The organism is Aquabacter albus, from assembly GCF_040049275.1.
Taxonomy (GTDB): Bacteria; Pseudomonadota; Alphaproteobacteria; order Rhizobiales; family Xanthobacteraceae; genus Aquabacter.
In genome coordinates this window covers 266,139-292,277 of record NZ_JBDZDT010000008.1, presented here as the reverse complement: position 1 = coordinate 292,277, position 26,139 = coordinate 266,139, and the positions used below count along the sequence as shown (strand labels likewise).

The 26,139-nt window shown below is 67.1% G+C and carries 12 protein-coding genes; 3 read left to right on the top strand and 9 right to left on the bottom strand.

Annotation, left to right across the window (positions count from 1 at the left end; all coding sequences use genetic code 11):
* Window positions 1-120 precede the first annotated feature (120 nt).
* A complete protein-coding gene (locus ABLE91_RS21495; protein WP_348934152.1) occupies window positions 121-2,124 on the top strand; it encodes a M10 family metallopeptidase C-terminal domain-containing protein in 2,004 nt (667 codons plus the stop codon).
* A gap of 108 nt (window positions 2,125-2,232) precedes the next feature.
* Here the strand turns inward: ABLE91_RS21495 and ABLE91_RS21490 are convergent, their stop codons facing one another.
* Window positions 2,233-3,357 (bottom strand): MFS transporter, encoded by a 1,125-nt coding sequence (locus ABLE91_RS21490; RefSeq protein WP_348934360.1) that lies wholly within the window; start codon window positions 3,355-3,357, stop codon window positions 2,233-2,235.
* A gap of 322 nt (window positions 3,358-3,679) precedes the next feature.
* Window positions 3,680-16,471, bottom strand: a complete 12,792-nt coding sequence (locus ABLE91_RS21485) for an autotransporter-associated beta strand repeat-containing protein (protein ID WP_348934150.1) — start codon at window positions 16,469-16,471, stop codon at window positions 3,680-3,682.
* 697 nt (window positions 16,472-17,168) lie between these two features.
* Here ABLE91_RS21485 and lldD point away from each other — a divergent pair.
* On the top strand, window positions 17,169-18,305 hold the full coding sequence (lldD, locus tag ABLE91_RS21480; protein ID WP_348934148.1) for an FMN-dependent L-lactate dehydrogenase LldD: 1,137 nt from the start codon (window positions 17,169-17,171) through the stop codon (window positions 18,303-18,305).
* A gap of 93 nt (window positions 18,306-18,398) precedes the next feature.
* On the opposite strand, the gene ABLE91_RS21475 is transcribed toward lldD, so the two are convergent.
* Together ABLE91_RS21475 and ABLE91_RS21470 are read right to left on the bottom strand one after the other, a co-directional pair.
* The gene (locus tag ABLE91_RS21475) at window positions 18,399-19,475 is read right to left on the bottom strand and encodes a tartrate dehydrogenase (protein WP_348934147.1); all 1,077 of its coding nucleotides are present in this window, start codon (window positions 19,473-19,475) and stop codon (window positions 18,399-18,401) included.
* 60 nt (window positions 19,476-19,535) lie between these two features.
* Window positions 19,536-20,513, bottom strand: a complete 978-nt coding sequence (locus ABLE91_RS21470; RefSeq protein WP_348934145.1) for a tripartite tricarboxylate transporter substrate-binding protein — start codon at window positions 20,511-20,513, stop codon at window positions 19,536-19,538.
* 112 nt (window positions 20,514-20,625) lie between these two features.
* Between ABLE91_RS21470 and ABLE91_RS21465 the strand changes: the two genes are divergently transcribed.
* Window positions 20,626-21,369 carry a GntR family transcriptional regulator gene (locus ABLE91_RS21465; RefSeq protein WP_348934143.1) on the top strand — a complete coding sequence of 248 codons (744 nt, stop codon included), beginning with the start codon at window positions 20,626-20,628 and terminating at the stop codon, window positions 21,367-21,369.
* A 43-nt stretch (window positions 21,370-21,412) separates the two neighbouring features.
* On the opposite strand, the gene ABLE91_RS21460 is transcribed toward ABLE91_RS21465, so the two are convergent.
* From ABLE91_RS21460 to ABLE91_RS21440, 5 genes are read right to left on the bottom strand one after another with little or no spacing between them, the layout of a single operon-like run.
* Window positions 21,413-22,180 carry an SDR family oxidoreductase gene (locus tag ABLE91_RS21460; protein ID WP_348934141.1) on the bottom strand — a complete coding sequence of 256 codons (768 nt, stop codon included), beginning with the start codon at window positions 22,178-22,180 and terminating at the stop codon, window positions 21,413-21,415.
* Window positions 22,177-23,178: an ABC transporter substrate-binding protein gene (locus tag ABLE91_RS21455; RefSeq protein WP_348934140.1), complete on the bottom strand. Its 1,002-nt coding sequence runs from the start codon at window positions 23,176-23,178 to the stop codon at window positions 22,177-22,179. Before ABLE91_RS21455 ends, ABLE91_RS21460 begins: the two co-directional genes overlap by 4 nt.
* Window positions 23,179-23,181: 3 nt before the next feature.
* Window positions 23,182-23,931, bottom strand: coding sequence for an ABC transporter permease (locus tag ABLE91_RS21450; RefSeq protein ID WP_348934139.1), 750 nt, complete (start codon window positions 23,929-23,931; stop codon window positions 23,182-23,184).
* On the bottom strand, window positions 23,928-24,701 hold the full coding sequence (locus tag ABLE91_RS21445; RefSeq protein ID WP_348934137.1) for an ABC transporter ATP-binding protein: 774 nt from the start codon (window positions 24,699-24,701) through the stop codon (window positions 23,928-23,930). Before ABLE91_RS21445 ends, ABLE91_RS21450 begins: the two co-directional genes overlap by 4 nt.
* Window positions 24,691-26,139, bottom strand: a complete 1,449-nt coding sequence (locus tag ABLE91_RS21440) for an acyl-CoA reductase (protein WP_348934135.1) — start codon at window positions 26,137-26,139, stop codon at window positions 24,691-24,693. Before ABLE91_RS21440 ends, ABLE91_RS21445 begins: the two co-directional genes overlap by 11 nt.

Genomic DNA, 26,139 nt, shown 5'->3' with positions numbered 1-26,139 from the left:
GCGGCCCGGGCGCCGAGGCTTGTCATCTACAATGGCGATGAATAAGCTGATTTCCGCTGGGTTAATTCTTGCTGGGGCAGTGATATTACAATGTTTCTTTCTGATTCTATCAACAGGGAAGTGACCTTCCTTTCGGGTGTGGACCAGAATGGTGTTCTCGCGCCGATTGTCTTCGAGACATGGGATGGCAACAATCCCGCTCATTTCGGGCCGTTGTCGACGGCCACAAAGTGGGGTGATCCGGTTGCGGGGACGCCAGCCACCATTTCCTACGCCTTCCTCGCCGTATCGAACTGGACCGCGGTCGAGAGGACGGCATTTACGACCGCCATGGCCCTGTGGTCCGCCGTCGCGAATGTCACCTTCATCGAAGCAGGCGACGAGCAGAGTGCGGATTTTCGGATCTACCGCGGCAGCGATGGCGGCGCCTTCTGGACCTTCGGGGATCGGACAGGTGTGCCAACGGGCGGCACCACGCTCATGACGCCGGTGCAGGACGGGGACGGCATCCCCTTCCTGTCCATCGATACCAGCGTCCCCGGCTTCGGGCCCATCGACCTCGATCTGGATGCCGGAGGCGCGTATGCCTTCGGCACCGTGGTGCACGAGCTGGGCCATGGCCTCGGCCTCGGACACGGAGGCCCCTATAACGGCGAGGTGAACGCAGAGACGCAGCAGTTCGGTCCCTACGACATGAAGCTGTGGACGATCATGTCGTACATCGACCCGAACGAGACGCTCGCGGCTTATCTCGCGTCCTATCCGGTGGCCGGTACGGCTTGGGGCAAGACCGCCGACGGGGATTGGCGGACCGCGCAAACCCCCATGATGCTGGATATCCTGGCCACGCAGCGCCTCTATGGCACCGCCACCAGCGGTCCGCTCGCCGAAGGCGGCGTGGTGTTCGGCTTCAACTCCAACCTTGAGGGCAGTCTCAAGTCCCTCTTCGATTTCAGCCTCAACGCGCACCCCGTGATCACGATCTGGAGCGGTGGCACGGGCAACGCGCTCGATCTGTCCGGCTACACCGAGAACGCGGTCATCAATCTCCAGCCCGGCACGTTCTCGAGCGCGGCCGGTCTCACCAACAATATCGGGATCGCGTTCGACACCGTGATCGAAACCGCAATCGGTGGCAGTGGGGCCGACACCATCTTCGGAACCGAACTGGACAATACCCTGATCGGCAATGCCGGCCGGGACATCATCTATGGGGGCGGCGGCAACGACCTCATCAGCGGCGGGGCAGGAGCGGATTTCATCGTCTTCGGCAGCTCCGGCTCCAGCATTCTGCGCGAGACCTTCGCTGACCTGAACGGCGACATCATCACCGGCGTGAATACCGTCAACACAATCGAGATCATCGGCCTGGAGGTCAGTCGGGCGGACCTCACCGTCTCGGCCACCGCCGACACGGTCACCTTTGCGGCCGGCTCCTGGTCCTTCAGGACGGACGGCGCCTTCTCGGGCGGCGATTTCATGCTCACGCCCCGCGACTTCGGCGGTGATGCGCAGACGGTCATAAATTTCGTGAACTTCCTGCCCGTGCTGTCCGAGGGGGTGACTGTCGATCCCACCCTCATCAACGGCATCGCCAACGCGCCCTTTATGACGGGCGACGGCGCCGTCTCCTTCAGGATGGAGATGGTTTCAGCCGACTCCCACTTTCAGAACATGCTCGGCTACTACAAGATCGAAACAACCGGGACGATTTCGGACGTCCATCTGCTGACCAGCAACACGATGGACCAGTCCACCTGGGGAGCAGGCTTCGATCTCGGCGCCCCCGACAGCGGCGAGCAGATTGGCTTCTTCCTCATACAGGACGGGTTCGCAGCCTATGGTGGGCTGCCTTCCGACCTGTCGTTCGTGCTGTCCGGCGATTCCGGCGCGCCGCCCTCGCTGTACAGCTCCAGTCTCGGTTTCCTGACCAAGGCCGAGATCTTCTACTCCACCGCTGCCTTCAACCCCGATGATGCCGACCAGGTCCTCTCGGGCGTGATACCGGGTGGCGGAGGTTTGCAGATCGGCTTCGAGGATGTGGCAAACGGATTTGGCGACAATGACTATCAGGACGTGGTGATCGCCCTGAAGTCCCTTTCAAGCGATGGTCTCTTTCTCTGATGCGACATCCGTGGTCGGGCGGCGGGTGGAAAGCCGCCGTCCGGCCACGGAACGCTACTTCCGGCCGGCGCGGTATTGACGCCGGAAACAACACGGCCGCCAAGGCCGTCAGACAACGGCTGCCCGACCTGCCAAGACGCCGAATGCGCCGAGCGCCAGGGATAGGACGACGCAGCTCGCGAGCATGATGTCCCAGCTGCCGGTCACATCGTGAATAAGGCCAGCCAACGGCGGACCCGCAGCCGCGAAGCAATAGCCGACGCACTGGGCCATGCCGGAAAGCGCCGCCGCTTGTCGGGTGCTCGACGCTCTCATGCTCATGAAAGCCAAGCTGAGAATGAAGGTCGATCCCGTCCCGAAGCCGAAGAGCGCAATCCAGACGATCGCCAGGGGCGGATACAGCCAGAGCCCCAGGAAGGACACCGTCGCCACGAGCGAGACGCCGAGGGCAATGGCCCTCTGATCCTTCATGCGCGTCACGATGGGGCCGAGAATGAGGCCGGGCACCGCCGTGGCCACCTGGGACACGCCATGCAGTGAACCCGCCACACCCGCGGAATAACCTGCTTCCGTGAGGATCGACGGTAGCCAGCTCACCAGAAGGTAATAGACCAGGGAGCTCAGCGACATAAAGGCCGTCACCTGCCAGGCAAGGGCCGAGCGCCAGATCGGACCGCCGTGTGGCGGCGCGACCATTTCCTTCGTCGGCGCGGAATGCAGGCGCAGCTGCGGGATCCAGGCGATAAGAGCGATGGCGGGAAAAATCAGGGTGCTGGCCAGCGCGACATGCCAGCCCGATCCCGGGAGCTCGGCAAGTGGGACAGCCACGGCCGAAGCGAGCGCCGCGACAAGGCCCGTGGTGAGAACATAGGCACCCGTGAGGCTCGCGATCCGGGTTGGGAAATCACGCTTCAGCAAACTGGGCAGCAGCACGTTTGCTATGGCGATCCCGGCTCCAAGCGTCGCGGTTCCGAGAAAGAGCGACCAAACCGGCCCGGTCGCGCGGAGGCCCACCCCGAACGCAATCAGGATGAGGGCCCCGAACAGGGAGCGCTCCATGCCGTGCTTGCGTGCGAGAACGGCGGCGAACGGCGATATCACCGCGAACGCAATCAAGGGAAGCGTCGTGAGCATCCCCGCTTCAGCGGCGCTGATCCCGGTGGTCTCGCGGATCATGCCAAACATTGGTGCGAGACCGACGATGGGTGCACGGAGCGTTGCAGCGACCAGCATGATGCCCACGAGGAGGAGCCCGTGTCCGGCGGCTGGGATCGGCGTTCGCCTCATCATTTTTACGCACCTCAACGCAACTCGGTCGTGTGTATACCTACCGATCTGGTGGGGCGCAAAATTTAGGCAAACGTCTTCTGAAAAATATGCAGGAGGTGATTCTCTCTCAACGCGATGGCGCCGGAATCATGAGCGGTTCAGTGGCGGACCTTCTTTCAGGCCGAGGTCCGCCCTGCGTGGATCGGACCACCGTACGTGACCCATCGGCCGGCAGCTTCTCGCGGACGTCTGGGTCGATCATGCGTGGGGATGCGGCAGCCGCCGGCTAGAACTGGATCTGCAAAGTGCCCTTGAAGGCATTGTCCGAGACGGTGTCTCCCCACAGTCCGGAATAGGCGACGCTGAGCGACGTGTTCTGTGTAATCGCGAAGTCGAAGCCCCCTTCAAGCGCCAGGGCATTCGCCGGCAGGCTCACGCCGGCGATGCTGAAGGGCAGGCTCCCGCTGGCGAAGCTGAACTGGGCCATGGGCGTCAGGTCGCCGAAAGCATGCTGCCAGCCGATTGTGCCGCGCAGGCTGGCGGGGATGGCGCCGAGGGTGAAGGAGGTGGCGGCTCGCGCGCCGAGGGTGGTGAACACCGCGTCGGCGGACTGCGCCTGGGACGTCAAGGCAGAGGCGCCGCCTGCTTCGGTGAAGCCGTCCATGGAGCCGCGCACGTAGGCGGCGTTCGCGAACGGCTCCACCGTGCCCGCCGCAAACGTCCACGGCAGGGCCAGCTCGCCATAGACCTGCCCGGTATGCGCCGAGGTGTCCGCCGTGTCCTGGTCTATGAAGCCGGGGAAGGCCACGGTGCGGTTGACCGACAGGTCGTGCCAGGTGAAGGCCGCGCCCGCGCGCAGATCGAAGATGCCGACGCCGGCCGCGCCATAGAGCGCCACATGATAGTCGTCGCTGGAGCCGGAGGACGAGAGCGAGGTCACGTTGAAGGTGGTCTGCGAATAGCCGGTGGCGAAGCCGAGCCGGAGCGCATCGCCCACATGTCCGTCCAGGCCGGCGAACAGGCCGCCGACAGTGCGGCTGAGAGAGGGCGCGTTGGCATCTGCGCTCAGCGTGCCCCAGGAGCCCATCGCCTGCGCCCAGGCGCCGCTGGAGCCTGGGGCGCCGGGCTGCATGGGGCCGGAGGGAAGCGAGGACCGAACCCGGCCGAGCGTCGCCTCGCGGATGAAGCGCGAGTCGAGCAGGAAGGTGGTCGATGCGCTGGGATAGATACCGCCGGAAAGGGAGCTGAAGGCGGCCTGCGCCGCGGGGGCATTGAGCATCAGTATGGCGTCGAAGACGGGGTTTCCGAGGCCGAGGGACTGGGCGGAATTGGCGGTCGCGGCTTGGCTCGGCGTCGCCGCCAGCGACGCGAACGACATCTGGCTCGGCAACAGGACCAGGGTGACGCTGTTGGCGCCATAGATGACTTCGGCATCCGCCAGGGGCAAGTCATCCACCACGTCCGAGAAGGTTCCGGAGATGGCTCCAGTGGCGGTGAGGAAGACGTAAGGGTGGTTGATGCTCCAGCCGGCGCTGGTGTCCACCTGCAGCAGGCCCGCGAGCTGGGCATTGCCGATGACATTCACCACATCGCTTTGCGTCGGGTTCACCTCCAGCAGGAAGGTGGCGGCGGGGTTCAGGGCCAGGTTCCCGGTAACGGTGAGGGTGCCGATGGAGTTGCCGGGGGAGAGCTCGCCATTGCCGACGACGGTGATGGGCCCCACCGTGCCGTGGCCGCCTATGGTGCCGCCGCCCTCGACCGTCACGGGCGCATTCAGCGACGCGTTCGATCCCGTTTCGCCGCCGACGATGAGAGACCCGCCGGCCACCGTGGCGGATCCGATATTGCCGGTGCCGTCGAACACCATCTTGCCGGTTCCGACCTTGTCGAAGCTGCCGCTGCCGGAGAGGGTGCCGGTGTAGCTGGTATCCGTGTTGTTGCCGCCGGCCGTGAGCGTGGCGGAGCCCAGCGCGATCGCACCGCCGCCGGAGACGGAACCGACGGTCTGGCTGTTGCCGGCGAGGTTAAGCGTTGAGCCCGTGGCGAGCGCCACCGCGCTCGTGGCGGGAAGGGCACCGGGTGCGGAGGTCTGCAGCGTCATGCCTGCGCCCACGCTCGTGGGGCCGGAATAGGTGTTCTTGCCGCTGAGCATGACCGTTCCCGTCCCGGCGGCGGAGAGGCCACCGGTGCCGGAAATGGTACCGCTCAGCTCCGCCACGCCACCGGTCGGCGGCGTGAGGGTCACGGTGGATGCAAGGTTGAGCGCGTTGGTGATGGGGCCGAGGCTCGCGTCGGTCAGCAGGAAGGTGGAGGTGCCGAGGAAGTTGAGCGCCCCGCTGCCCAGCGCTTGCGGTGTCGTCGCGCCCAGCGTTCCGCCATCGACGAAAAGGCCGCCGGTGAAGCTGTTGTTGCCCGCCAGGATGAGGGTGCCGGAACCGGTCTTGGTCACGCTGCCGCTGCCGGTGATGTCGCCGGTGAGGGTGACGGGAAAATTGGAGGTGTCGATGGCCGCACCCGAGCTGACATCCAGCCGGTTCGTCAGCGCATAGGCGCCGGCGAAGGCGAGCGCCCCGCCGCCGGAGACGGAGATGCGGCCCGTGCCGAGCGCGCCGTCGCTGGCAACGGTAATGATGCCGTCGAGGATGCTGGTGTCGCCGCTATAAGTGTTGGTGGAGGCAACGGTGAAATTGCCCGTGCCCACCTTGGTCAGGCCCCCGGTGCCGTCCATGAGGCCCGAGAAGGTGGAGTCCGTATTGTCCGCGCCGGTGGTCAGGGTCGCGGCGCCGAGATGCACGGATCCTCCACCTGCGAGCGAGCCGATGGTCTGGCCGGTGCCGCCGAGATCAAGGGTGGCGCCATTCGCGACGGTGAACGCCGAGGCCGCGGAGAATGCGGCTGCAGCGCCCGCGTGCAGCGTGCCGCTCGAGACGGAGGTCGCACCGGAATAGGTGGTGGGGGCTGTGAATGTCGCCGTCCGGCCGCCCGTGATGGTGAGGCCGCCCGCTCCAGACACCCCGGACGCCATGGTGATGTCGAACAGGCCGGTGTCGAGCGTGGCGGTGGCACCACTGCTGAGCGACATGGCGTAGGTGAAGGGGGCAGCGAAGCCCACGACGATCTGCGTGCTCTGGTCCACCGTCACGCCGCCCGTGCCGAGGGCGGTGGCATTGTTAAGGACCACCGTGCCACCGGCCAGGACGGTGCCGCCGGCATAGGAATTGGCATTCGCGAAGGTCAGCGTGCCCGTGCCCGTCTTGCCGAGCGCGCCATTGCCGGAGACCAGTCCGCTGAGCGTCACGGCATTGCCCATGGTATCGAACATGGCCGTGACGCCGGCTGCGATGGACGTCGAATTGGCGAATGTCTGGCTGCTGCCGAAGGCGATCGAGGCGGCGCCCGTCACGTTCAGGCCGCCGCTGCCCAGAGCGCCCGGATCGAGCAGGCCGATGGTCCCGGCGGAGAGGATGGTGCCACCGGTATAGGTGTTGGCGCCGGCAAGATTGAGTGTGCCGTTGCCGGTCTTGCTGAGGACGCCGTTGCCGGAAACCGGCCCGGCGAGCGTAGCGGTCCGGCCGGCCGTGTCGAAGGTTCCGGTCGCGCCGTTCGCCAGGACAAACCCATTGGCGATGGCGCCGCTCACATCGAAGGCCAGCGTGCTGTCCGCCGCGAAGGTCAGTGCGCCGCTTCCGAGCGCATTGGTATTGCCGAGCACAAGGCTGCCAGCCGCGAGCGTGGTGCCGCCGGCATAGGTGTTCGCCCCGGACAGCGTCAGAGCCCCGGTCCCGGTCTTCAGCAGGCCGCCGGGCCCGGAGATGGTGCCGCCGATGCCGGCCTCGCTGGAGCCGCTGTCCACCGTTGCCGTAATGCCGGCGCCGATGGCGAGCGCGTTGCCGATGCTGAAATCGCCGAGAAAGGAAAGGGTCCCGTCCGCTGCGAAGCTGAGGATTCCGCTGCCGAGGGCGGCGGCGCTGCCCACGGCCACCGATCCGCCCGAGAGGGTGATGCCGCCGTTCAACGTGCTGTTTCCGGTGAGGGTCTGCGTCCCGCCCGCAATGTCGAGGCCGCCGCTGCCGGATACGGCGCCGGAGAACGTGCCGGCGGCATTGGCAATGGTCAGGGTCTGGCCTCCCAGCGCCACCGCGCCGGTGCCCGTGAGGGTGGCGATGATCGCGCCCGAATGGGTGGCCGAGATGTCGAACGTGCCGTTCGCCTCGACGCCGCTGGAAGCGGCAATGCTGCCGGTGCCCGCCAGCGCCAGCGTGCCCCCGGAGATCACGGTCGCGCCCGTATAAGTGTTGGTGCCGGAGAGGACCAGCGTGCCGAGATCGGTCTTGTTGATGCCGTTGGCGCCTGTCAGCTCCGAGGCGATGGTGGCGGTGGTGGCCGCCCCGGACAGGGTCCCATCGCCCACGCGGATGACGGTCTCGGCCGCCGACAGCATGATGGGATCGCCCTGCACCACATAGCCCGAGGTCATGAACTGCATGCCGGTGACGCCTACGGCGCCGCCCGTGTCGTCCACGGTCACCGTGCCCGCCGCGCCCTCGAAGATGGCGAAGCCCGGTTGAGGCTGCATGGGGGAGTTGACCGTGGCGTCGGCGTTCGTCCAGTTGCCGTTCGTGGTGTTCCAGGTGCCGGAGCCGCCATTGATCGTACCGGAGCCCGGGCCTGTGGCCGCGTTTCCGTTCCAGAACTGAAGCACGGTACCCGCGGTGTTGATGAGGTCCACCCGGCCGGAATTGGCGATGATGGAGAGGTCCGCGGCCGTGACATCGCTGGGCAGCGTGCCGAATTCGAGGCCGTTATTGATCAGCGTCCCGCCATAGCTGAACAGCCGGGAAACGCCGACATCAAGGCTTGAGCTGGTGATGTTGAGCGTGCCGTCGAGGATCAGGTGCCCGCTGATGGCGAACAGGGCGGCGGTCGACGGGGCCGTCAAATTGGCGTTGATGACGGCGCCTGCGTCGAGCGAGAGCGACCCCAAGGAAAGCGTCGTTCCGGTGACGCCCGAAATCGCGCCGCCCGCGTTCACCACCACATTGCGGGCGATGCTGCCGCTGCCGGTGAGGGTGCCGCCGGCGCCGACCGTCACATTGTTGCCTGTGAGGGTGCCCGCGACCACCAGGGTGCCGCCCGACACGGTCGTTGGGCCGGCGAATCCGTTGGTGCCGAGAAGGGTGGTCGTGCCGAGCGTGACCGAGACGCTGGCGGTGCCGCCGAGGCCGGAAATGATGCCTCCGGTGGAGGTGACCGCTCCCGCCAGCGCGCCGTTCTGCAGGGTGCCGCCGGAAAGCGCGACGGTGCCGATGGCCTGGGAGAAGCCGCCGAGGTCGAGCGTGCCGCCGGCATTGATGGTGGTGGCGCTTGCCTGGCTGAAGGTGTTGGCGGCGCCCGCCGCCAGGATGCCCCCCTCGATGACGGTTCCGCCCTGATAGTTGTTGGCGCCGCTCATTGTGAAGGTCCCGGCCCCCACCTTCGTCAGCCCGCCCATGCCGGTGATGGTGCCGGAGAAGGCGCCCCCGCTTGTGGTGAGCCGATTGCTGCCGGTTGTGACCGTTCCGGCGCCGGACAGGGCGCCCACGGCAAAGCCTGCGCCGCCGGTCACTGCGCTGATATCGAGCCCGGCCCCGGCGCTGATATTGACCGCATTTGCGGTTCCGAGAGCCTGCGCGCCGGCGAGCAGGAGGTTCCCGCGCGTGATGCGCACCGCGCCGGTGAAGCCGGCATTGGCGCCCGAAAGGGTCAAATCGCCGGTGCCTGCCTTGGTAAGGGTGCCGGCGCCCGTGAGAGACCCCGTCAGAGTTGCATGGTGGGTGGCGACGTCCACCGTGCCATTGGCGCCCGAGGCGAAACTGACCGCATTGGCGAGGCTGAGATCGCCGCCGAACAGCAGTGTCGCGCTGGAGGCGAATGCGAGCGCGCCGCTGCCGAGGGCGGCGGCATTCTCCAGTTTGAGCGTGCCGCCGGTGAGGGTGGTGCCGCCGGAATAGGTGTTTGCGTGCGAGAGGATCTGGCTGCCGGCCTGAAGGGCCAGGGCGCCGGTGCCGGAAATGGCGCCCGAGAAGGTGTCCGCGGCCTGGGTGAGCGTGAGGGTGTTCGCGCCGAGCTGGACCGCGCCGCTGCCGGACAGCGAGGCAAGCGACACCCCTCCGCTTGCGCCGGAGAGATCGAGGGTACCATTAGCCACCACGCCGCTTGTGTCGGCGATCCTGCCAGCGCCGGAAAGGGCGAGCGTTGCGCCGGCGCCAATGGCAGTGTTGCCGCTGTAATTGTTGGCCCCGGAAAGTCCCAGCGTTCCGGCCTGAAGCGAGAGGCCGCCCGTGCCGGAAAGCGTGCCGGCGAACGTGCCGCTTCCGTTGGCGATGGTGAGGGTGCGCGCGCCGAGCGCCACCGTGCCGGTGCCGCCGAGGTTCGCGATGGTCGCGCCGGAGGTCGTCGCCGAGATGTCGAAGGCGCCGTTGACGGTCACCCCGCTGGAGGCGGCGATGCTGCCGCTGCCGGACAAAGCGAGCGTGCCGGCGGAAATGAGGGTGGCGCCGCTATAGGTATTGGCGCCGGAGAGGACCAGCCTGCCGAGATCGGCCTTCTCGACGCTCGTGCTTCCCGCGAGCGGCGCGGAGATGGTGGCGGTCATCGACGCACCGGCGCCCGTCCCGTCGCCCACGCGGATAACGGCCGGAGCGCCGGACAGCGTGATGCTGCCGCCCTGGATCAGATAGTCGGAAACCACGAATTGCATGCCGGTGGCGCTGACTGCACCGGCGCTATTGTTCACGGTCACGGTGCCGGCGCTGCCGTCGAATACGGCGAAGCTCGGCTGCGGCTGCATGGGCGCGTTGAAGGTGCCGGCGGCATCCGTCCAGTTGCCGTTGGTCGCGCTCCAGGTGCCGGAGCCGCCGGTCACAACGCCCGTGCCGGGGCCGAGCGTCGCGCTGCCGTTCCAGTATTGGAGGACGGCACCATTGGTGTTGACGAGGTCCACCCGGCCATTGCCCGCGGCCACGAGGATGTCGGAGGCGTCGAGGCCCCCCGGCACGGTGCCGATTTCAAGCCCGTTATTGGTGAGCACGCCCCCATAGCTGAACAGGCGGTAGACGCCGATTGTCAGGTTCGGGCTGGTGATGTTGACCGTGCCGTCGAGCGTGAGCGCTCCGCCGACATTGAACAGGGGACTGAGCGAAGGCGCAGCCAGATTGGCATTGATGACAGAGCCGGAAGCGAGGGTGAGCGCGCCCATGGAGAGCTGCGTGCTGCTTGCTCCTGAGAGCACGCCGCCCGCCTGAACCGCGACCGCCCCGCCGATGCTGCCCGATCCCGTGAGCGTCGCGCCGGATCCGACCGTGACGTTGCTGGCGGTCAGCGCACCCGTCACCGCGAGGGTGCCGGCGGAGACGCTGGTGGGGCCGCTGAAGCTGTTGCCGCCGGCGAGGGTGAGAACGCCGGCTCCGGCCTTGGTGAGGCCGCCGGAGCCGGAGACCGGCCCGCTGAGGGTCACCGCATTGGCACCCGTATCGAAAGTAGCGATGCTGCCCGCGCCGAGGGAGACCTGGTTTGTGAATGTGAACGCATCGAGGAAGGCAAGGGTGCCGCTTCCCGCGAAGGAGAGCGACCCTGACCCGAGAGCTCCGGTATCGCCAATGGCCAGGGTGCCGGCGGAAAGGGTGGTCCCTCCGGCATAGGAATTGGCGTCCTGCAGGATGAGGGTGCCAGACCCCGCTTTCGTCAGCGCGCCATTCCCGCTGAGCCCGCCATTGAGCGTCACACTGTTGATGCCCGTATTGATGGTGGCGGCGGCGCCCGCCGCAATGCCGATGGCATTGGCGAGCGTGTAGCTGCCGTTCAAAGCGAGGGTCGCCGAGCCCGTGAAACTGAGCGCACCGCTGCTCAGCGCTCCTGCATTGCCGAGCGCCAGCGTGCCGCCCGACAGGTTGGTGCCGCCGGTATAGCTGTTCGCCGCCATGAGGGTGAGGGTACCCCCGCCGATCTTCGCCAGCGCGCCATCCCCGCTCAGCACGCCGCCCCAGGCGGCGCCGAGGCTGTTGGTGTCGATGGTCGAAGTGGTGCCGGAGACGAGGGTGGCGGCGACGCTGGTGGTCAGCGCGGTGCCGATGACCTTGATGGTGCCGCCGCCGAGGTTAAAGGCGTAGGAGCCAGTGGTATTGCCGCCGCCGCCATAGAGGCCGAGCAGGCTGGCGCCACCGATCTCCAGCGTGCCGGCATTCAGATTGTAGGTTCCAGACCCGTACCCCCCGAGATAGAGGCGGGCGGTGTCCACGAAGCGAACCGTGCCCCCGTTCTGGTTGAGCACGCCGGTGCTATTGGTCTGGGAGCCGGGATCCCGGTCGCCGATCACCAGCAAGCCGGTGCCGAACGCGCCGTTGGGGCTGATCTGCATCAGCGCATTGCCGCTGATGTTCAGCGTGCCGCTCGACGAAGGCTGCGCGCCCGCATTGCGGCCGATGGAATGGCTGCCGCCGGCAATCAGAAGCTGGCCGCCGGTGAGGTTGTAGGTGCCCGTGCCGCCCTGGTTGCCGATATTCATGGCAACGCAATTGGATGGGCTGGCGCAGGTGGCAAGGAGGGAGACGGCGCCGCCACTCTGGTTGACGGTGCCGGTGCCGCCCCAGTCACCCACTTGGAGGCCTTCGCCGATGTCCAGGCGGCCGCCCGTCACCGAGAGGATGCCGCTCGCGCCCGCCTGCTCGCCCACCGCGAGATAGGTGAGGGACGTGGTCCCGGAGGTCTGGGACAGGGCGCCGCTGACCACATAGAGGTTGCCCCTCGTCATGGACATGTTGTCGATGACGAGGGTGCCGGCGCCATCCTTGACGAGGCTGCTTTCGGCGCCCGAGCTCTCCCAGCTGCTCTTGTCGGCCACCAGCGTGCCGCTGAACGACGCGGTCTCGCCGGAGGCGATGTCGACCCGCAGCGCGTTGGTTCCCACGTCCACCGTGCCGGCGCCGTTGAGCGTGCCGATGCTCACCAATTGGTAGGTGCTGGAGGGGGCGGAAGGTACACTGCCGATGTCGAACGTCGCGCCGCTGGAGACGGTGACGCCATTGGCGGCCGAGAGGGCCGCGGCATTGGTCAGAGCCAGAATACCTGCGCCGACCGTCACATCGCCGGTGAAGCTGGTATTCGCCGCGCCGAGGCTCAGGACGCCGGCGCCGGACTTCATGAGGTCGCCGGTCCCGGATATCGCGCTGTTCCAGGTGATGGCGAAAGTGTTCGTGTCGATCCGGGCGATGCTGTCGTCGGCGATGACGGTACTGAAATTGGCGTTCGCCGAAAGGGCGCCGCCCGCCTTCAGCGTGCCGCCGCCGAAGGTGAGCGTGTCGGGGCCGCCGGCGGCGTTGCCGGCAATGGAGCCCTGCACGGTGAACGTGCCGGCATTGAGATTATAGGCGCCGGTGCCGGCGCCGAACGTCAAGCCGTGCGCGGTGACGGTGCCGCCGTTCTGGTTTGCGACGCCGGTGGAGCCGGCGGCTCTGGCGATGACGAGGCCGCCGTCGAAGGCCGCGGTGCCGCCGCTGATGGTGTAGGCACCCGAGCCGCTGCTGCCCACCTGCACGGACGCGGCGGCGGTGAGCGTGCCGCCTGTCTGCACCAGGAGGCCATTCGAGCCGGCGCGCGAGCCCACTTCCAACGCGAGCGTCGTGTCGATGGTGAGCTGGCCGCCGTTCAGCTCGTAGCGGCCGGTGCCGCCGGCATCGAGGCCGATGGCGACGCTGGTGCCCGAAAGATTGACGCTCGAATTGCCGTTCTGGACGATGGCGCCGTCGCCGGCATAGGTGCCGCTGCCGCCACTGCCCCCTGCCGTTGCCATGCCGAGGAACAGGTAGCCGTCGGTCTGGCTGAAGGTGGCGGTGTCGTTGAGCGACAGCGTGCCCGTCGTCCCCGCGGTGCGCTGGGCCTCGTTGAGGCCGATGAAGATGAAGGTGTTCGCGCCGGTGACGAGGGAAGAATTGCCATTCAGCGTGTAGGTGGCGGTCGCCCCGTCGCCGCCGATGATCATGTTGGTGCCGAGCGTCACCCGGCTGCTGCCGCCCTGCGTGACGGTGCCCGTTACGCCCGTCACTCCCGAGCCGACGCCCACGTAGAAGTCCGTGAAGGTGGTGCCGGAATTGAGGTCCAGCTTCGCGGAGCCGGAGAGGTTGAGCGTGCCGCCGGAAGGCTGTGTGTCCGGGCCGCTGCCTATGGGATAGCCAATCACCAGGGTGTTCGCGCCCACCTTGAGCGTGCCGCCTCCGGTGAGGTTGAGCGTCGAGCCGTTATAGATCAGGCCCGCCGTGCTGCCGGGATTGCTCCCGGTCAGGGTGAACGTGGTCCCGCTCGCGATCTGGAGGGTGTGGCTGCTGCCGGAGGCGACGTTGAGCAGGCTGATGGAATTGTTCACGCCGGTGGAGGCGAGGTCGCCCTCGGCGAGGTCCAGATATCCTGTCGTGGCGATGCTGCCGAGCGTCAGCGTTCCGGCGCCCTGCTTGGCAAGGGTGCCCGAGCCTGTGAGGGCCCCATTCCAGGTGGCGCCAAGGCCGTTGGTATCGATGGTGGAGGTGGTGTTCGCCACCAGCGTCGCAGCGGCGTTCGTGCTGAGGGCCGTGTCCAGCACCTCGATGGTGCCGCCGCCGAGGTTGAAGGCGTAGGTGCCGCCACCGCTGGCATAGACCGGCTTCAGCGACGACCCGCCGATCTGGAGCACGCCGCCGCTGAGATTGTAGGTGCCGTCGCCTTTGGCGGAGAGATAGAGTTCGGCGTCGTTCTCGATGCGGATTGTGCCGCCGCTCTGGTTGAGGATGCCGTCGCCGATGCCGGCCACGCCCGATCCGCTCACCAGCCAATTGCCGAGGATGACGTTGCCCGCCCGCGCGATGATCTCGCCGCTTCCCGACACGTTCAGCGTGCCGGAAAAAGCGGGGGAGGACGCGCTGGTGGTGCGGCCGAGGTTGAGGACGCCGCCGGTAAAGTCGATGGTGCCGCCGGACAGGTTGTAGACGCCGGTGCCGCCCTGGTTGCCGATGGAGATCGCGCCGCAGCTCGTGCAGCTTCCAGGGTCGGGAATGAAGACGGTGCCGCCCGTCTGGTTCGCCGTGCCGCTTCCGCCCCACGCCCCCACGGAGAAGGTCCGGTTCACCGTGAGCGTACCGCCGGAGATGGTGATGGCGCCCACATTGCCGGCGCCCGCCGTGGTGCCCGTGCCCACGTCCAGATACGCGATGGCCGTGTCGCCGGCAGTCTGCGCCAGGATGCCCTGGGTGACGTAGAACTCACCGGTGCCTGTGGCGGTGTCCGCCATGCGCGCACCGTTGATGACGAGCGTGCCGGCGCCGGTCTTGTCGAAGCGCCCATAGGTGCTGTTGCTGGTGAAGCCGGCGGTGATGATGCCGGAATAGGCGGCCGTCTCTCCGGCCCCCACGGTGACGCCGAGCCGGCTGTTGCCGAGATTGAGCGCCCCGTTTCCGTTGAGGGCGCCGATGGTCACCGTCGCGGTGCCGACGCTCGATGTGCTCAGGCTGGTGCCCGCGCCCTGGAGGGTCACGGAGTTGGCGGCGGAGAGCGCGGCCGCATTGGTCAGCGCCAGCGTTCCCTCCGTCACCGTGACAGAGCCGGTGAAGCCGGTGTTCGTCCCGCCGATGCTGAGAATGCCATCGCCGGTCTTGTTGAGGGTCCCGCTGCCGGATGTGGCGGAATTCCAGGCCGCGGACGTGCCGTCCACATCGATGGTCGAGGCGGCGGAGAGCGTCGTCACGAAGCCGGAACTGGTGGTCGCACCGGAAAGGAAGTTCAGCGTGCCGCCGGCCAGCGTGAACGTGTCGTCGGGGCCGCCGGTGATGCCGGTGCCGGTCTTCAGGGTGCCGCCGGAGAGGGAGTAGCTGCCCGTGCCGGCGCCGAAAGAGACGCGGGCATTCACCTCGCCGCCGGTCTGGATGACGGCGCCCGTGGCGCCTGCGGTCGTGCCGATGCTGAGGCCGGCATTGCCGAGAATGGTGGCGGTGCCGCCGCTCACCTCCAGGGTGCCGGAACCGCCTGCCGCGTATCCCAGCGCCAGCGATTGGGAATTCCCGGCGACGGTGAGCGTGCCGGCTGAAAGCGTGTAGCTCGCATGGCCGCCGCCATTGGCACCGCCAGCGCTGGAATTGTTCGAGCCGAACAGGACCCCGTTGTCCGCCTGGAGATAGACGCTGGAGGCGGCCCCGTCCTGGATGAAGGCGCCCGTGGCGCGGGCATCGCCGACGAAGATGTTGTCGGAGTAGAAGGTGAAGCTCGCCGCGTCCGACACATGGACCGTGCCGGAGCCGGCAATGCCCGTGCCGGTATCCGGCCGTGAGCCCACATAGAGAACCCCGGGCGCATTGGCGGCGTTCTTTTCGAACACCGCATCTCCGGTCAGGTTGTAGGTGCCGGTTCCCCCTTGGGTGCCGAAGTCGGCGGAGAGCAGGCCGCTGACAGTGACCTGGCCGCCGCTCTGATTGAACACCCCGGCCGGCCCGGCGGTGCGGCCGATGGCAAAGCCGCTGTAATTGCTGCCGCTCCTGCTGAAGGAGAGGAGGCCACCCGTCATGTTCACGGTGCTGATGCCAGTGCCGCCACCGCCGCCGACGATGACGCGGCCCGGGTCACTGCCGCCGGTTATGGCGGATACGCTGATCGTCCCGCCATTGATGTTGAGCGTGCCGGCGCCCCCGTAGCCGACCCGCAGAAAGCCGGCGAGGCTGCCGGGCACGGGCGGCGTCACCGCGCCTGTGAAGTTGAGCGTCGCGGCTGGCCCCAGCGTCAGGACGGCATCAGGGGCACTGGCGCCGCCGACGTCGAGGGTCGTCCTGTCGAAGTTGATCTGGAGCGATGTGGAAAGCCCCGGCGGATAGGCCCGTGGGCCGGACTGGAGGGTCAGCAGCCCGCCGCCCCCGGTCACGTTTATGGTTGCGGGACCGGGGGTGCTTTCGGCGGCGGCAAGGGCCGCATCATACTGGTTCTGGTTCGTGACATCTTCCGCGTGCGCCACGGGGCCGGAAAGGCACGCCAACGCCGCCATCAGGCAGGAATTGAAGGCGAAGCGCGCAAGGGCCGTCGATGCTGCCATCCGGCGCCGAGACAAGCCTGCGCTGCAACAAAATGATGACACCAGCCGCCCCAAGATTTTTTCAACCTTAGGTGGGTGCCCTGCGTGCGTAAAGGACCACTCCTTGATCTTGACCTTAGCAGTTGCAGCTATCGTGCCGCCGTGTGCTGGTTACCTCCGAGATGCAAGGGAATAACATCCCTCCGGCGCGGCTCGAAGAGGGTTTCGTTATTTTTGAGCATGGCTTAAATACAGTGAAAATATTTTATTATTTCAATTTTATGAAGGGAAACTTATCAATATATATGATTGTTACATTTTCTTATATTTGAGAAAGCCTCACGCAAGCTACGCGCAAGCCTCATATGCTTGAGGCCTCGGCCGTACTGCTTGGGGGGGCATGAGGCTGGTTTGGCCGGTAGGATGCGACCATGCACGGATTGGAGGGGATATGCCCGCATAGATCGCAAATTCCGTTGGCACAATCAGTTTGTGATAGCTCGGCGGATGTCGGCCCGCCAAGCGCTGCCTGATAGGTGCGGGTGAGCCGCGACCCGCGTGACCCGAAACGGACGCCCGAAGGTCCCATGGCATCGCGGCCGAGCCGCGCCTCCGTGCTGATCCTTGGAATATTGGTAAGTCGGCGCGACATGCGTAGTCACGGGGTAGCATTGCGTCTAAACGGGAGATCGTCGTCGTTTCAGCCGCGTTGCCCCTCATGATCATCGCTTCTCCCAACGACTATCGCGCCGCCGCCAAACGCAAGCTGCCGCGTTTCCTGTTCGACTATGTCGACGGTGGCGCCTATGCCGAGCGGACGCTGGCCAACAACGTCCTCGACCTCGAAGGCATCAGCCTCCGGCAGCGCGTGCTCAAGAATGTCGAGAAGCTCAGCCTCGAGACCGAGCTTTTCGGACAGCCGTTCGCCATGCCGGTCGCCCTCGCTCCGGTGGGGCTCGCGGGTATGCTCGCCCGTCGCGGCGAGGTGCAGGCGGCCAAGGCGGCGGCGGCCAAGGGCATCACCACCACCCTGTCCACGGTCTCCGTCTGTCCGCTTGAGGAGGTGGTGCCGGCAAGCCCTAGGGCGCCCTGGTTCCAGCTCTATGTCCTCAAAGACCGCGGTTTCATGAGGAATGCGCTCGAGCGGGCGCAGGCTCTCGGGGTGAGCACCCTCGTCTTCACCGTCGACATGCCGACGCCGGGCGCGCGCTATCGCGACCCTCATTCGGGCATGTCCGGGCCCTATGGCGCCCAGAGGCGCATGCTCCAGGCCGTCTTCAAGCCGAGCTGGGCTTATGATGTCGGCCTGATGGGCACGCCCCATGACCTCGGCAATGTCTCCAAATATCTCGGCAAGCCGACCGGCCTTGCCGACTATATCGGCTGGCTCGCCACGAATTTCGATCCGTCGATCAGCTGGTCCGATCTTGAATGGATCCGTGATTTCTGGCGCGGACCGATCATCATCAAGGGGATACTCGACCCCGAGGATGCACGCGAGGCGGTGACGTTCGGGGCCGACGGTATCGTCGTGTCAAACCATGGCGGCCGCCAGCTCGACGGGGTGCTCTCCAGCGCCCGGGCGCTGCCGGCCATCGCCGATGCGGTGGGGGGCGACCTCACCATTCTGGCCGATTGCGGCATCCGCTCGGGCCTGGATGTCGTGCGCATGCTCGCCCTGGGCGCGAAGGGCGTGCTGCTCGGCCGCGCCTTCGCCTATGCCTTGGCGAGCGGCGGCCAGGCGGGGGTGGAGAACCTGCTCGACATCATCGCCAAGGAAATGCGCGTGGCGATGACCCTGACAGGTGTTGAGCGGGTGTCGCAGATCGACGGCTCCATCCTGGTGAAGCGCTAAAGGCCGGAGACGGTCCGCCCCCGCGCCGGCACGGACCGGCAAACGGGCGACCTCCTCCGGCAAAAGTTTCGCCTGCCGGCGCTTATCCGGCCGTCAAATGTTGGCGCCGTGAATGGTATCGATCACGCCCCGCGTGACATCGGCGGTGGTGGCCTTTCCGCCGAGGTCGGGGGTGTGGAAGCGCGCATCGCCGGTCACCCGCTCGATGGCCGACATCAGCCGGTCGGCGGCGGCCTTCTCGCCGAGATGCTCCAGCATCATCACCGAGGACCAGAAGGTGCCGACCGGATTGGCGATGCCCTTGCCCGTAATGTCGAAAGCCGAGCCGTGAATGGGTTCGAACATGGACGGGAAGGCGCGCTCCGGATTGAGGTTGGCGGTAGGCGCGATGCCCAGCGATCCCGCGAGCGCGGCCGCGAGATCCGAAAGGATGTCCGCATGCAGGTTGGTGGCGACGATGGTGTCGAGGCTCTCCGGTTTCATCACCATGCGCACCGTCATGGCGTCCACCAGCATCTTGTCCCACGTCACATCCGGGAACTCGGCCGCCACCTGTGTGGCCACCTCATCCCACATCACCATTGCATGGCGCTGGGCATTGGACTTGGTCACGACCGTGAGCAGCTTTCGGGGACGGGATTGGGCGAGGCGGAAGGCAAACCGGATGATGCGCTCCACGCCGCCCCGGGTGAACATAGCGACGTCGGTAGCCACCTCCAGGGGATGACCCTGGTGGGCCCGGCCGCCGACACCCGCATATTCGCCCTCTGAATTCTCGCGGACGATGACCCAGTCCAGCTCCTTGCCCCCCACGTGGCGCAGGGGCGAGGTGATGCCCGGCAGGATGCGCGTCGGCCGCACATTGGCGTACTGGTCGAACGGCTGGCAGATGGCGAGCCTCAATCCCCAGAGCGTGATGTGATCGGGGATCTCCGGGTGGCCGGCGGAGCCGAACAGGATGGCATCGTGGTGACGGATGAGGTCGCGGCCGTTCTCGGGCATCATCCGCCCGTGCCGCTTATAGTATTCGCCGCCCCAGTCGAATTCTTCGACCTCAAAGCTGAAGGTGCCTTCGCGCCCGGCAAGCGCGTGCAGCACCTCGACGCCGGCGGAAATGACCTCCCCGCCGATGCCGTCGCCGGGAATGGCTGCGATCTTGTAGGCCTTCATCTTGGTCTCCGAATACGCGGAATGTCTGTTGGGTCGGGTTCGTGAAGCGGGCGGCGGGGCCTAGTTCGGGGCCACATTGGCCAATAGCTTGCCGAGACGCGCGATCTCGGACGTAAACTGCTTGTCGAGGGCCGCGGGTGTTGCGAGGTCGTCCGGCACGGGGAGGGTGCCGAGGGATGCCATGCGCGAGACCACGGCGGGGTCTTTCAGCGCCGCCTTGAGCGCTTCCGACAGCTTCAGGCGGATGGCTTCCGGTGTGCCCTTCGGCGCCCAGAGCGCATGCCATGCGGTGATCTCGAAGCCCTTGAGGCCGCTTTGGTCCAATGTCGGCACATCGGGAAGGATCGAGATCCGCTCGCGCGTCGTCACGGCGAACGCCTTGATGTCTCCCGCCTTGATCTGATTGGTGGTGTTGGTCGTCTGGTCGCACATCAGGTCGATGCGCTTGCCGACGAGATCGAGCATGGCGGGACCCGCGCCTTTGTAGGGCACGTCCACGAACTTGGCGCCGGTGGCATTCTCGAGCAGCAGCGCACAAAGGTGGGAGACAGCGCCCACCCCGGCGGTGCCGATGGTGAGGGAGGTCTTCTTGTCCTTCATCAAAGCGAGCAATTCCGAGATGTTGTTCGCCTTCAGGTCCGTCCGGCCCACCAGAACCATGGGGACCTCGGTCACCAGCCCGACCGGCGAAAACTCCTCCGGCTTGTAGGGCAGCTTGGGATAGAGCGGGGCGAAGGTTGCCACCCCGATGTGGTAGAGCAGCAGCGTGTAGCCATCGGGCGGGGCCTTTGCCACGTCGCCCGCGCCGAGGGAGCCACCCGCTTCACCCTTATTGTCGATCACGATCTGCTGGCCGAGGGTGGGCGTCATGGCCTGCGCGACCAGCCGGGCCACCGTGTCGCTCGGCCCTCCCGCCGCGGCGGGGACGACGATGGTGATCGGCCTCTCCGGGAATTTGCTCTGCGCGCTCGCCGGGATGACCGATGCGAATGCGAGCGCGGCGGCGGCGATTGCAGCCAGCCCATGCCTTGAGCCCATGACTTTTCCTCCATCTTGCATTTATTGTTGCATGCAAGATGGAATTTGATGCATCGGATTGTCAAGCGTTATGGGCGGACTAAAACGGGTGCGGATGAAAACGGGGCTCAGGATGAAATCGGCACTCGGGGACAGCCTGCGATCCGAGACCACGATGCAGAAGCTGCGGATGGGGCCGAAGGCGGAAGCTGCAAAGCCCAACCTCGTCGAACTCGCCTACGAAGCGATCAAGCGCGCGGTTCTGGAGAATGCCTACCCGCCCGGATATCAGGCCGGGGAGGTGGAGATCGCGCGCCAGCTGGACATGAGCCGCACGCCTGTCCACGAGGCCATGGCGCGCCTCCAGGAGGAGGGCTTGGTGCGGATCCTTCCCCGGCGTGGGATTCTCGTGCGGGGTCTTTCGCCGGACGATATCGACGAGATCTATGACGTCATCATTGCCCTTGAAGGGGCTGCGGGAGAGCGCCTCGCCCGGCTGCCCGAGATCGATCGCGAGCGGATCGCCGGGAAGCTCGAAGGCTTCACCGCCGAAATGTCGGCCGCCCTTGTGAAAGGGGACCGCCTGGCATGGGCGCAGGCCGACAAGTCATTCCACGCCTGTCTTGCGGACGATTGCGGCAATGAGCGGCTGGACCGGATCGTCGGGACGGTGACCGATCAATTGCACAGGGCCCGCATGTTCACCCTGAATCTGCGCCCTCTGCCGACGCTTTCCGCCCTGGAGCATCAGGCTTTGACGGACGCGATCCGCGCGGGAGACGCGGATCGCGCAAATCAGGCCGCGCGGCGCCACCGGCAGCACGCCCGCGACCAGCTTGTCCCGCTGCTGCGGCAGCTCAATCTGAGCAATCTCTGAGGGGTTCGCCGCGGGCGCGGCCGTTCCGCCGGCGTCCTCTCGGTCACATCATGACCAGGCCGCCATCGACGTGCAGCGTCTGGCCGGTGACGAAGCCGCTCCAATCGCTGGCGAGGAACAGGACCGGCCCCGCCACATCCGCTGGCGTCGCGATGCGGCGCAAGGGGGTCTGGGCGATCAGGCTCTCGCGCACCTCCTCCTTGGTCGCGGCGCTGGCGTCGGTCGGATAGACGAGCCCCGGCGCGACGCAGTTCACCCGGATGCCGAGGGGCCCGAGTTCGGCCGCCAGATTGCGGCTGAAGCCGACCAGGGCCGCCTTGGCCGTGGTGTAGTCGTGATAGGGGATGCTCGGCCGCGTCACGAGATCGCTGGCGATGTTGACGATGCTGGCGCGCCCGCTCCGCCCGAGCAGCGGCAGCATGGCCCGGCTGACCGTGTAGGCGGCCTTCACCGCGCCGTCGAACTGCTGGCTGTAGGCCTCCCACGGCGTTTCCCAGAAGCGGGCGCGCCGGTCGGGATCGAAGCGATAGGGCGCGAAGGCATTGTTGACCACGACGTCGAGCCGACCGATCTCCTGCCCGATGCGCTCCGCCATCGCCGCCACGGCTTCAGGAGAGGTGACGTCGGCTGCCACCGCCAGCGCCTCGCCGCCGAGCTGGCGGCACTCCGCCACGACCGAAGCGGCAGCCGCTTCGTTGTGGAGGTAGTTGACGATGACCAGCCCGCCCTCAGTGGCGAAGGCCTTTGCGATCGCAGCGCCGATGCCGCGGCTCGCGCCGGTAACGAGAATGGTCCGGTCGCGGAACTTCATGGCGTCCCGTCCTTCTGCGGAATGAGGTCGCTCTTGACGATCTCCGCCATATCGAGCGGACGGCTGATCAGGCCGAGGCTTCGAAAGGTGTCCGCGCCTTTCTGCATCACCTCGGGATCGAAATGGCCAAGCCCTTCGCGTTCGGTCGTCGGCGAGACGCTGGCGAGGTTTCGCAGCTTGATGATCTCCAGATTGACCGCTTCGTCGCGCCCATTGATGGCGCGGGTGACGGCGATGCGCGCGGCCTCCTGTGGGTTTGCGATCATCCAGGCGGCGGAATCGCGATAGGCGGCCAGGAAGCGTTTGAGAAGCGGCTTCTTCGCCTCGTAGGTCGCCTGCGTGACGACGAAGATGTCGCTCGGCAGGTTCAGCTGATCCTTGACCTCGATGACGTTGACCTCGCCCAGTCCCTTGGCGCGCGCCACCAGGAGGCCGGTGTCGGTGGCGGCGGTGGCGTCGAGCTGTTCCTGCATGAGCGGAGCGAAGTTAAGGAGGCCGGCCACTTGGACGGTGACATCCTTCTCGCTCAGCCCGACCTGATGCAGCAGCACCAGGAGGTTCTGGAAGGTGCCGCTGGAGAGGCTGTAGACGCCGATGCGCTTGCCCTTGAGATCGGCAGCCGAGCGGATGCCGCTTTTCTTCAGCGCGACCACGTTGAACACGTTCTGGGGATAGATGTTGTAGATCGCGACCAGCTTCTCGCCCTTGTCGAGCGCCAGATAGAGCGAGGCCGGGTCGGTGAAGGCGATGTCCGCCTGGCCGGCGAGCATGTTCTGGATCGCCGAGCCGCCGCCGGTGCCCGGGACATAGTCGAGCGCGATGCCCTTCGCCTTGAAGAAGCCCTTGTCCGGCTCCGCCAGCAGGTTCGTGATCTCGCTGATGGGCTGGCTCCAGCCGGCGACGGTGACCTTGTCGAGCGGCTGGGCGGCCGCCGGCCCGGCAGCGAGCCACGACAGGGCGAAGAGGAAGGCAAGGCGCAAGGCGGATGGTGCAGGCATGATCTAGCCTTTCGAGAAGCGATGGAGCACCCGGCGCTCCAGGGCGCGCACCGCCTCGTAGAGCAGCATTCCGAGTGCGGTGATCACGATGAACAGCGCGAACATCAGGCTCGAATCCATCACGCTCTGGGCGGCGATGATGGAGGCGCCGAGGCCCGCCCGCCCCCCGATGAACTCGCCCACCACGGCGCCGACGAGCGCGAGGACGACCGTGACGCGCAGGCCCGCCATGATGACCGGCAGCGCCGCCGGCAGCTTGAGGCGCAACAAGGTCTGGAGGCGGCTCGCTCCCAGCATGCGGAAGAGCTCGCGCCGGGCGGGATCCACCTCGCCAAGGCCGGTCAGCGTATTCTCCATCAGCGGGAAGAAGCAGATCAGCGCCGTGATGACCACAGTCGGCGTCATGCCAAAGCCGAACCAGATGATGAAAAGCGGCCCGAGCGCGAGCTTGGGCACGAGCTGGCTCGCCAGCACATAGGGCCGCAGCAGGCGGCTGAGGGCAGGGACTTCCGCAAGCAGGATGCCGATGGCGAGCCCGACGGCCGCGCCGATGCCGAGGCCCAGCGCCATCTCCGCCGCCGTGACGGCGAGATGCGGCCAGAGCCGGCCCGAGACGATCTCGCCCCACAGCGTGGCGAGGACGGCGGATGGCGGAGGCAGGACGAGCGCCGGCACGGCACCCAGCCGGCACCATGCCTCCCAGGCGGCGATGAGCGCCACGAGCAGCAGCGCGGAGGGCAGGCGCGCCTTCATGCCGCCAGCCTCTCGTCCATGGCTCCGCGCAGCTCCTGGCAGGCCGCCGCGAAAGCGGCCGCATAGCGCATGTCGCGGTGGCGGGGGCGGGATAGCTCGATTGTGCGCGCATGGACGAGGCGGCCCGCCGCCATCACCGCCACCGTGTCGGCGAGATAGACCGCCTCGGCGATATCATGGGTGACAAACAGCGCCGTCGTGCCGCGCAGCGCGCAGAGCCGGAGGAGGTCGTCCTGCAAGTCCTCGCGCGTCAGGGCATCCAGCGCGGCGAAGGGCTCGTCGAGCAGCAGTAGGTCCGGTTCGCCGATCAACGCGCGCGCCACGGCGACGCGGCTCTGCTGCCCGCCGGAAAGCTCGAAGGGCCGGCGCGCGGCGTGGTCCGCCAGTCCGACGAGCGCGAGCAGATCGAGCGCCGCAGCGCGGTCGGCCGCCGTGGGGCGGCGCTTCAGCGAGAGGGGCAGAAGCACATTGTCGAGCGTGCTCAGCCACGCGAGCAGGGTCGGGGCCTGGAAGACGAAGCCGATGCGCGCTCCGGGGCCGCGCAGCGTCTCGCCGCCGATGCGGATCGTGCCTTCATCCGGCAGGAGGAGGCCGGCGGCGAGCTTGAGCAGCGTGGTCTTGCCGCAGCCGCTGCGGCCGAGCAGGCAATGGATCGCGCCGCGCGGGATGGTCCAGTCGATGCCGTCGACGATCGCCGGGCCCACGCCGCCATAGCGATAACGGGCACTGTCGATGGTGACGAAGCCGGATGCGGACGGGTCAATCGACATAGGGCGCGAACCCTTCCGCCGCCGCCTCGGCGCTGTGCTCGATCTCGGTCATGGTGACGAGGTCCAGCAGGCTGAAACGGCCGTCATGGTGCCAGCCGGCTTCCGGTGCGGTCATGCGGCCGAGCGCGGCAATGCGTGTGACGCCCACCTCGCCGAGCTGCGCTGCGAGCCTGAAGAGTTCGGTCGGCGGCGCCGCGATGCCGGCGGTCTGCAGGAAAGTCCGGTACGGCGCGACGAGGGCCGGGACAGCATCGAGGCTGTCGACGGAAACCAGCTTCAGCGTGCGATTGAGCCCCGTCGGGGCCAGGGCTTCGGGCGTCTCCACATGGACCACGGCCCAGGGATCGGCCGGTTCGCCGAAAAGCTCCGCCCCGCCATCAAGCGCGCGCAGCTCCTGCGTGCCCCGCCATGCGGCGAGGGATGCGGCCTCCTCGGGCGAAAGCCCGCGGCGTGGATGGCGATGGGCGAGGGCGGCCAGCTCATGGGCGACATAGCGGGCAAATTCGCCCGGCGCCACCGGCCCGCCGCGCCCCACGAAGAGCAATTGGGGGGAGTAGCAGCCCTGCTGCTCGTAGCGGGCGACATCATGGGCCGCGAGGCGCGCGAGCATCATGGCTTTGCGGCTGTCGAGCGCCGCGCGCGCGATCACGCCGAAGCCGATCTTGTGGCCGTGCGGCAGGAAGCGCGTGGTGACGGGCAGCTTTGCGCGAAGGGCCGTGAGCGTTGCGTTGCTTCCATAGGCCATCACCGTGTCGGCCGCGCGCAGGAAGGTCGCTTCGCCCGCTTCCTCCCCGCCCTTCCACCAGACGATGGCGAGGCATTCGCCGAGTTCCGGATCGATCTCGGCGATCAGGCTGGCGAACCAGCCGGCCATGAGCGGTTCGGCGGATGCGAGCTTGCCCACCGTGCCGGCCTTGACCAGAAGCCCGCAGATCAGGCTCCAGAGCGGCAAAGCCGGGACATTGCCGGCCCAGATATGCAGCAGCAGATCCGGGCCCTGGGCGCGCAGGAAACCCCCCTTGGTCGCCGGCTGGAAGCCATCGAGCACGCCGGGATTGGGGAAGTCCTCGGCCAGGAAGCGCAGGAGCTGCGGCTTGCGGAAGGTCTTGAGATAGCTGGTGAGGCCGAGGCGCACCGTTTCCCGGTCATAGCCCGTGACAACAGGGAGAAGATCCTCGGCCTTGCGGCGCAGCGGGTGCTGCCGGTCGAGCAGGCGGGCGACCGCCGCATCGATCGCGGCCACGATGCGCGCGATCTCCATCCGCCGAAGACGGGCGCGGGCACCTGCGCGCACGCGCTCGCAAAGCGCCTGCGCCTGCGTCTCGTCCAGCTCCGGCAGGGCGATCTCGACGGTCTCGCCCCAGGCGGCATGGCGAACATGGCGCCAGCGCACGTCGTCCCGGTTCAAGCCCGGCAGATGGCCGGCATATTCGATCAC

Excerpts from the sequence above, each read along its gene's own strand:
- ABLE91_RS21490 (WP_348934360.1), bottom strand. The coding sequence starts at position 3,357 with ATGCTGGTCGCTGCAACGCTCCGTGCACCCATCGTCGGTCTCGCACCA.
- ABLE91_RS21485 (WP_348934150.1), bottom strand. The coding sequence starts at position 16,471 with ATGGCAGCATCGACGGCCCTTGCGCGCTTCGCCTTCAATTCCTGCCTG.
- lldD (WP_348934148.1), top strand. The coding sequence starts at position 17,169 with ATGATCATCGCTTCTCCCAACGACTATCGCGCCGCCGCCAAACGCAAG.
- ABLE91_RS21475 (WP_348934147.1), bottom strand. The coding sequence starts at position 19,475 with ATGAAGGCCTACAAGATCGCAGCCATTCCCGGCGACGGCATCGGCGGG.
- ABLE91_RS21470 (WP_348934145.1), bottom strand. The coding sequence starts at position 20,513 with ATGGGCTCAAGGCATGGGCTGGCTGCAATCGCCGCCGCCGCGCTCGCA.
- ABLE91_RS21465 (WP_348934143.1), top strand. The coding sequence starts at position 20,626 with ATGAAATCGGCACTCGGGGACAGCCTGCGATCCGAGACCACGATGCAG.
- ABLE91_RS21460 (WP_348934141.1), bottom strand. The coding sequence starts at position 22,180 with ATGAAGTTCCGCGACCGGACCATTCTCGTTACCGGCGCGAGCCGCGGC.
- ABLE91_RS21455 (WP_348934140.1), bottom strand. The coding sequence starts at position 23,178 with ATGCCTGCACCATCCGCCTTGCGCCTTGCCTTCCTCTTCGCCCTGTCG.
- ABLE91_RS21450 (WP_348934139.1), bottom strand. The coding sequence starts at position 23,931 with ATGAAGGCGCGCCTGCCCTCCGCGCTGCTGCTCGTGGCGCTCATCGCC.
- ABLE91_RS21445 (WP_348934137.1), bottom strand. The coding sequence starts at position 24,701 with ATGTCGATTGACCCGTCCGCATCCGGCTTCGTCACCATCGACAGTGCC.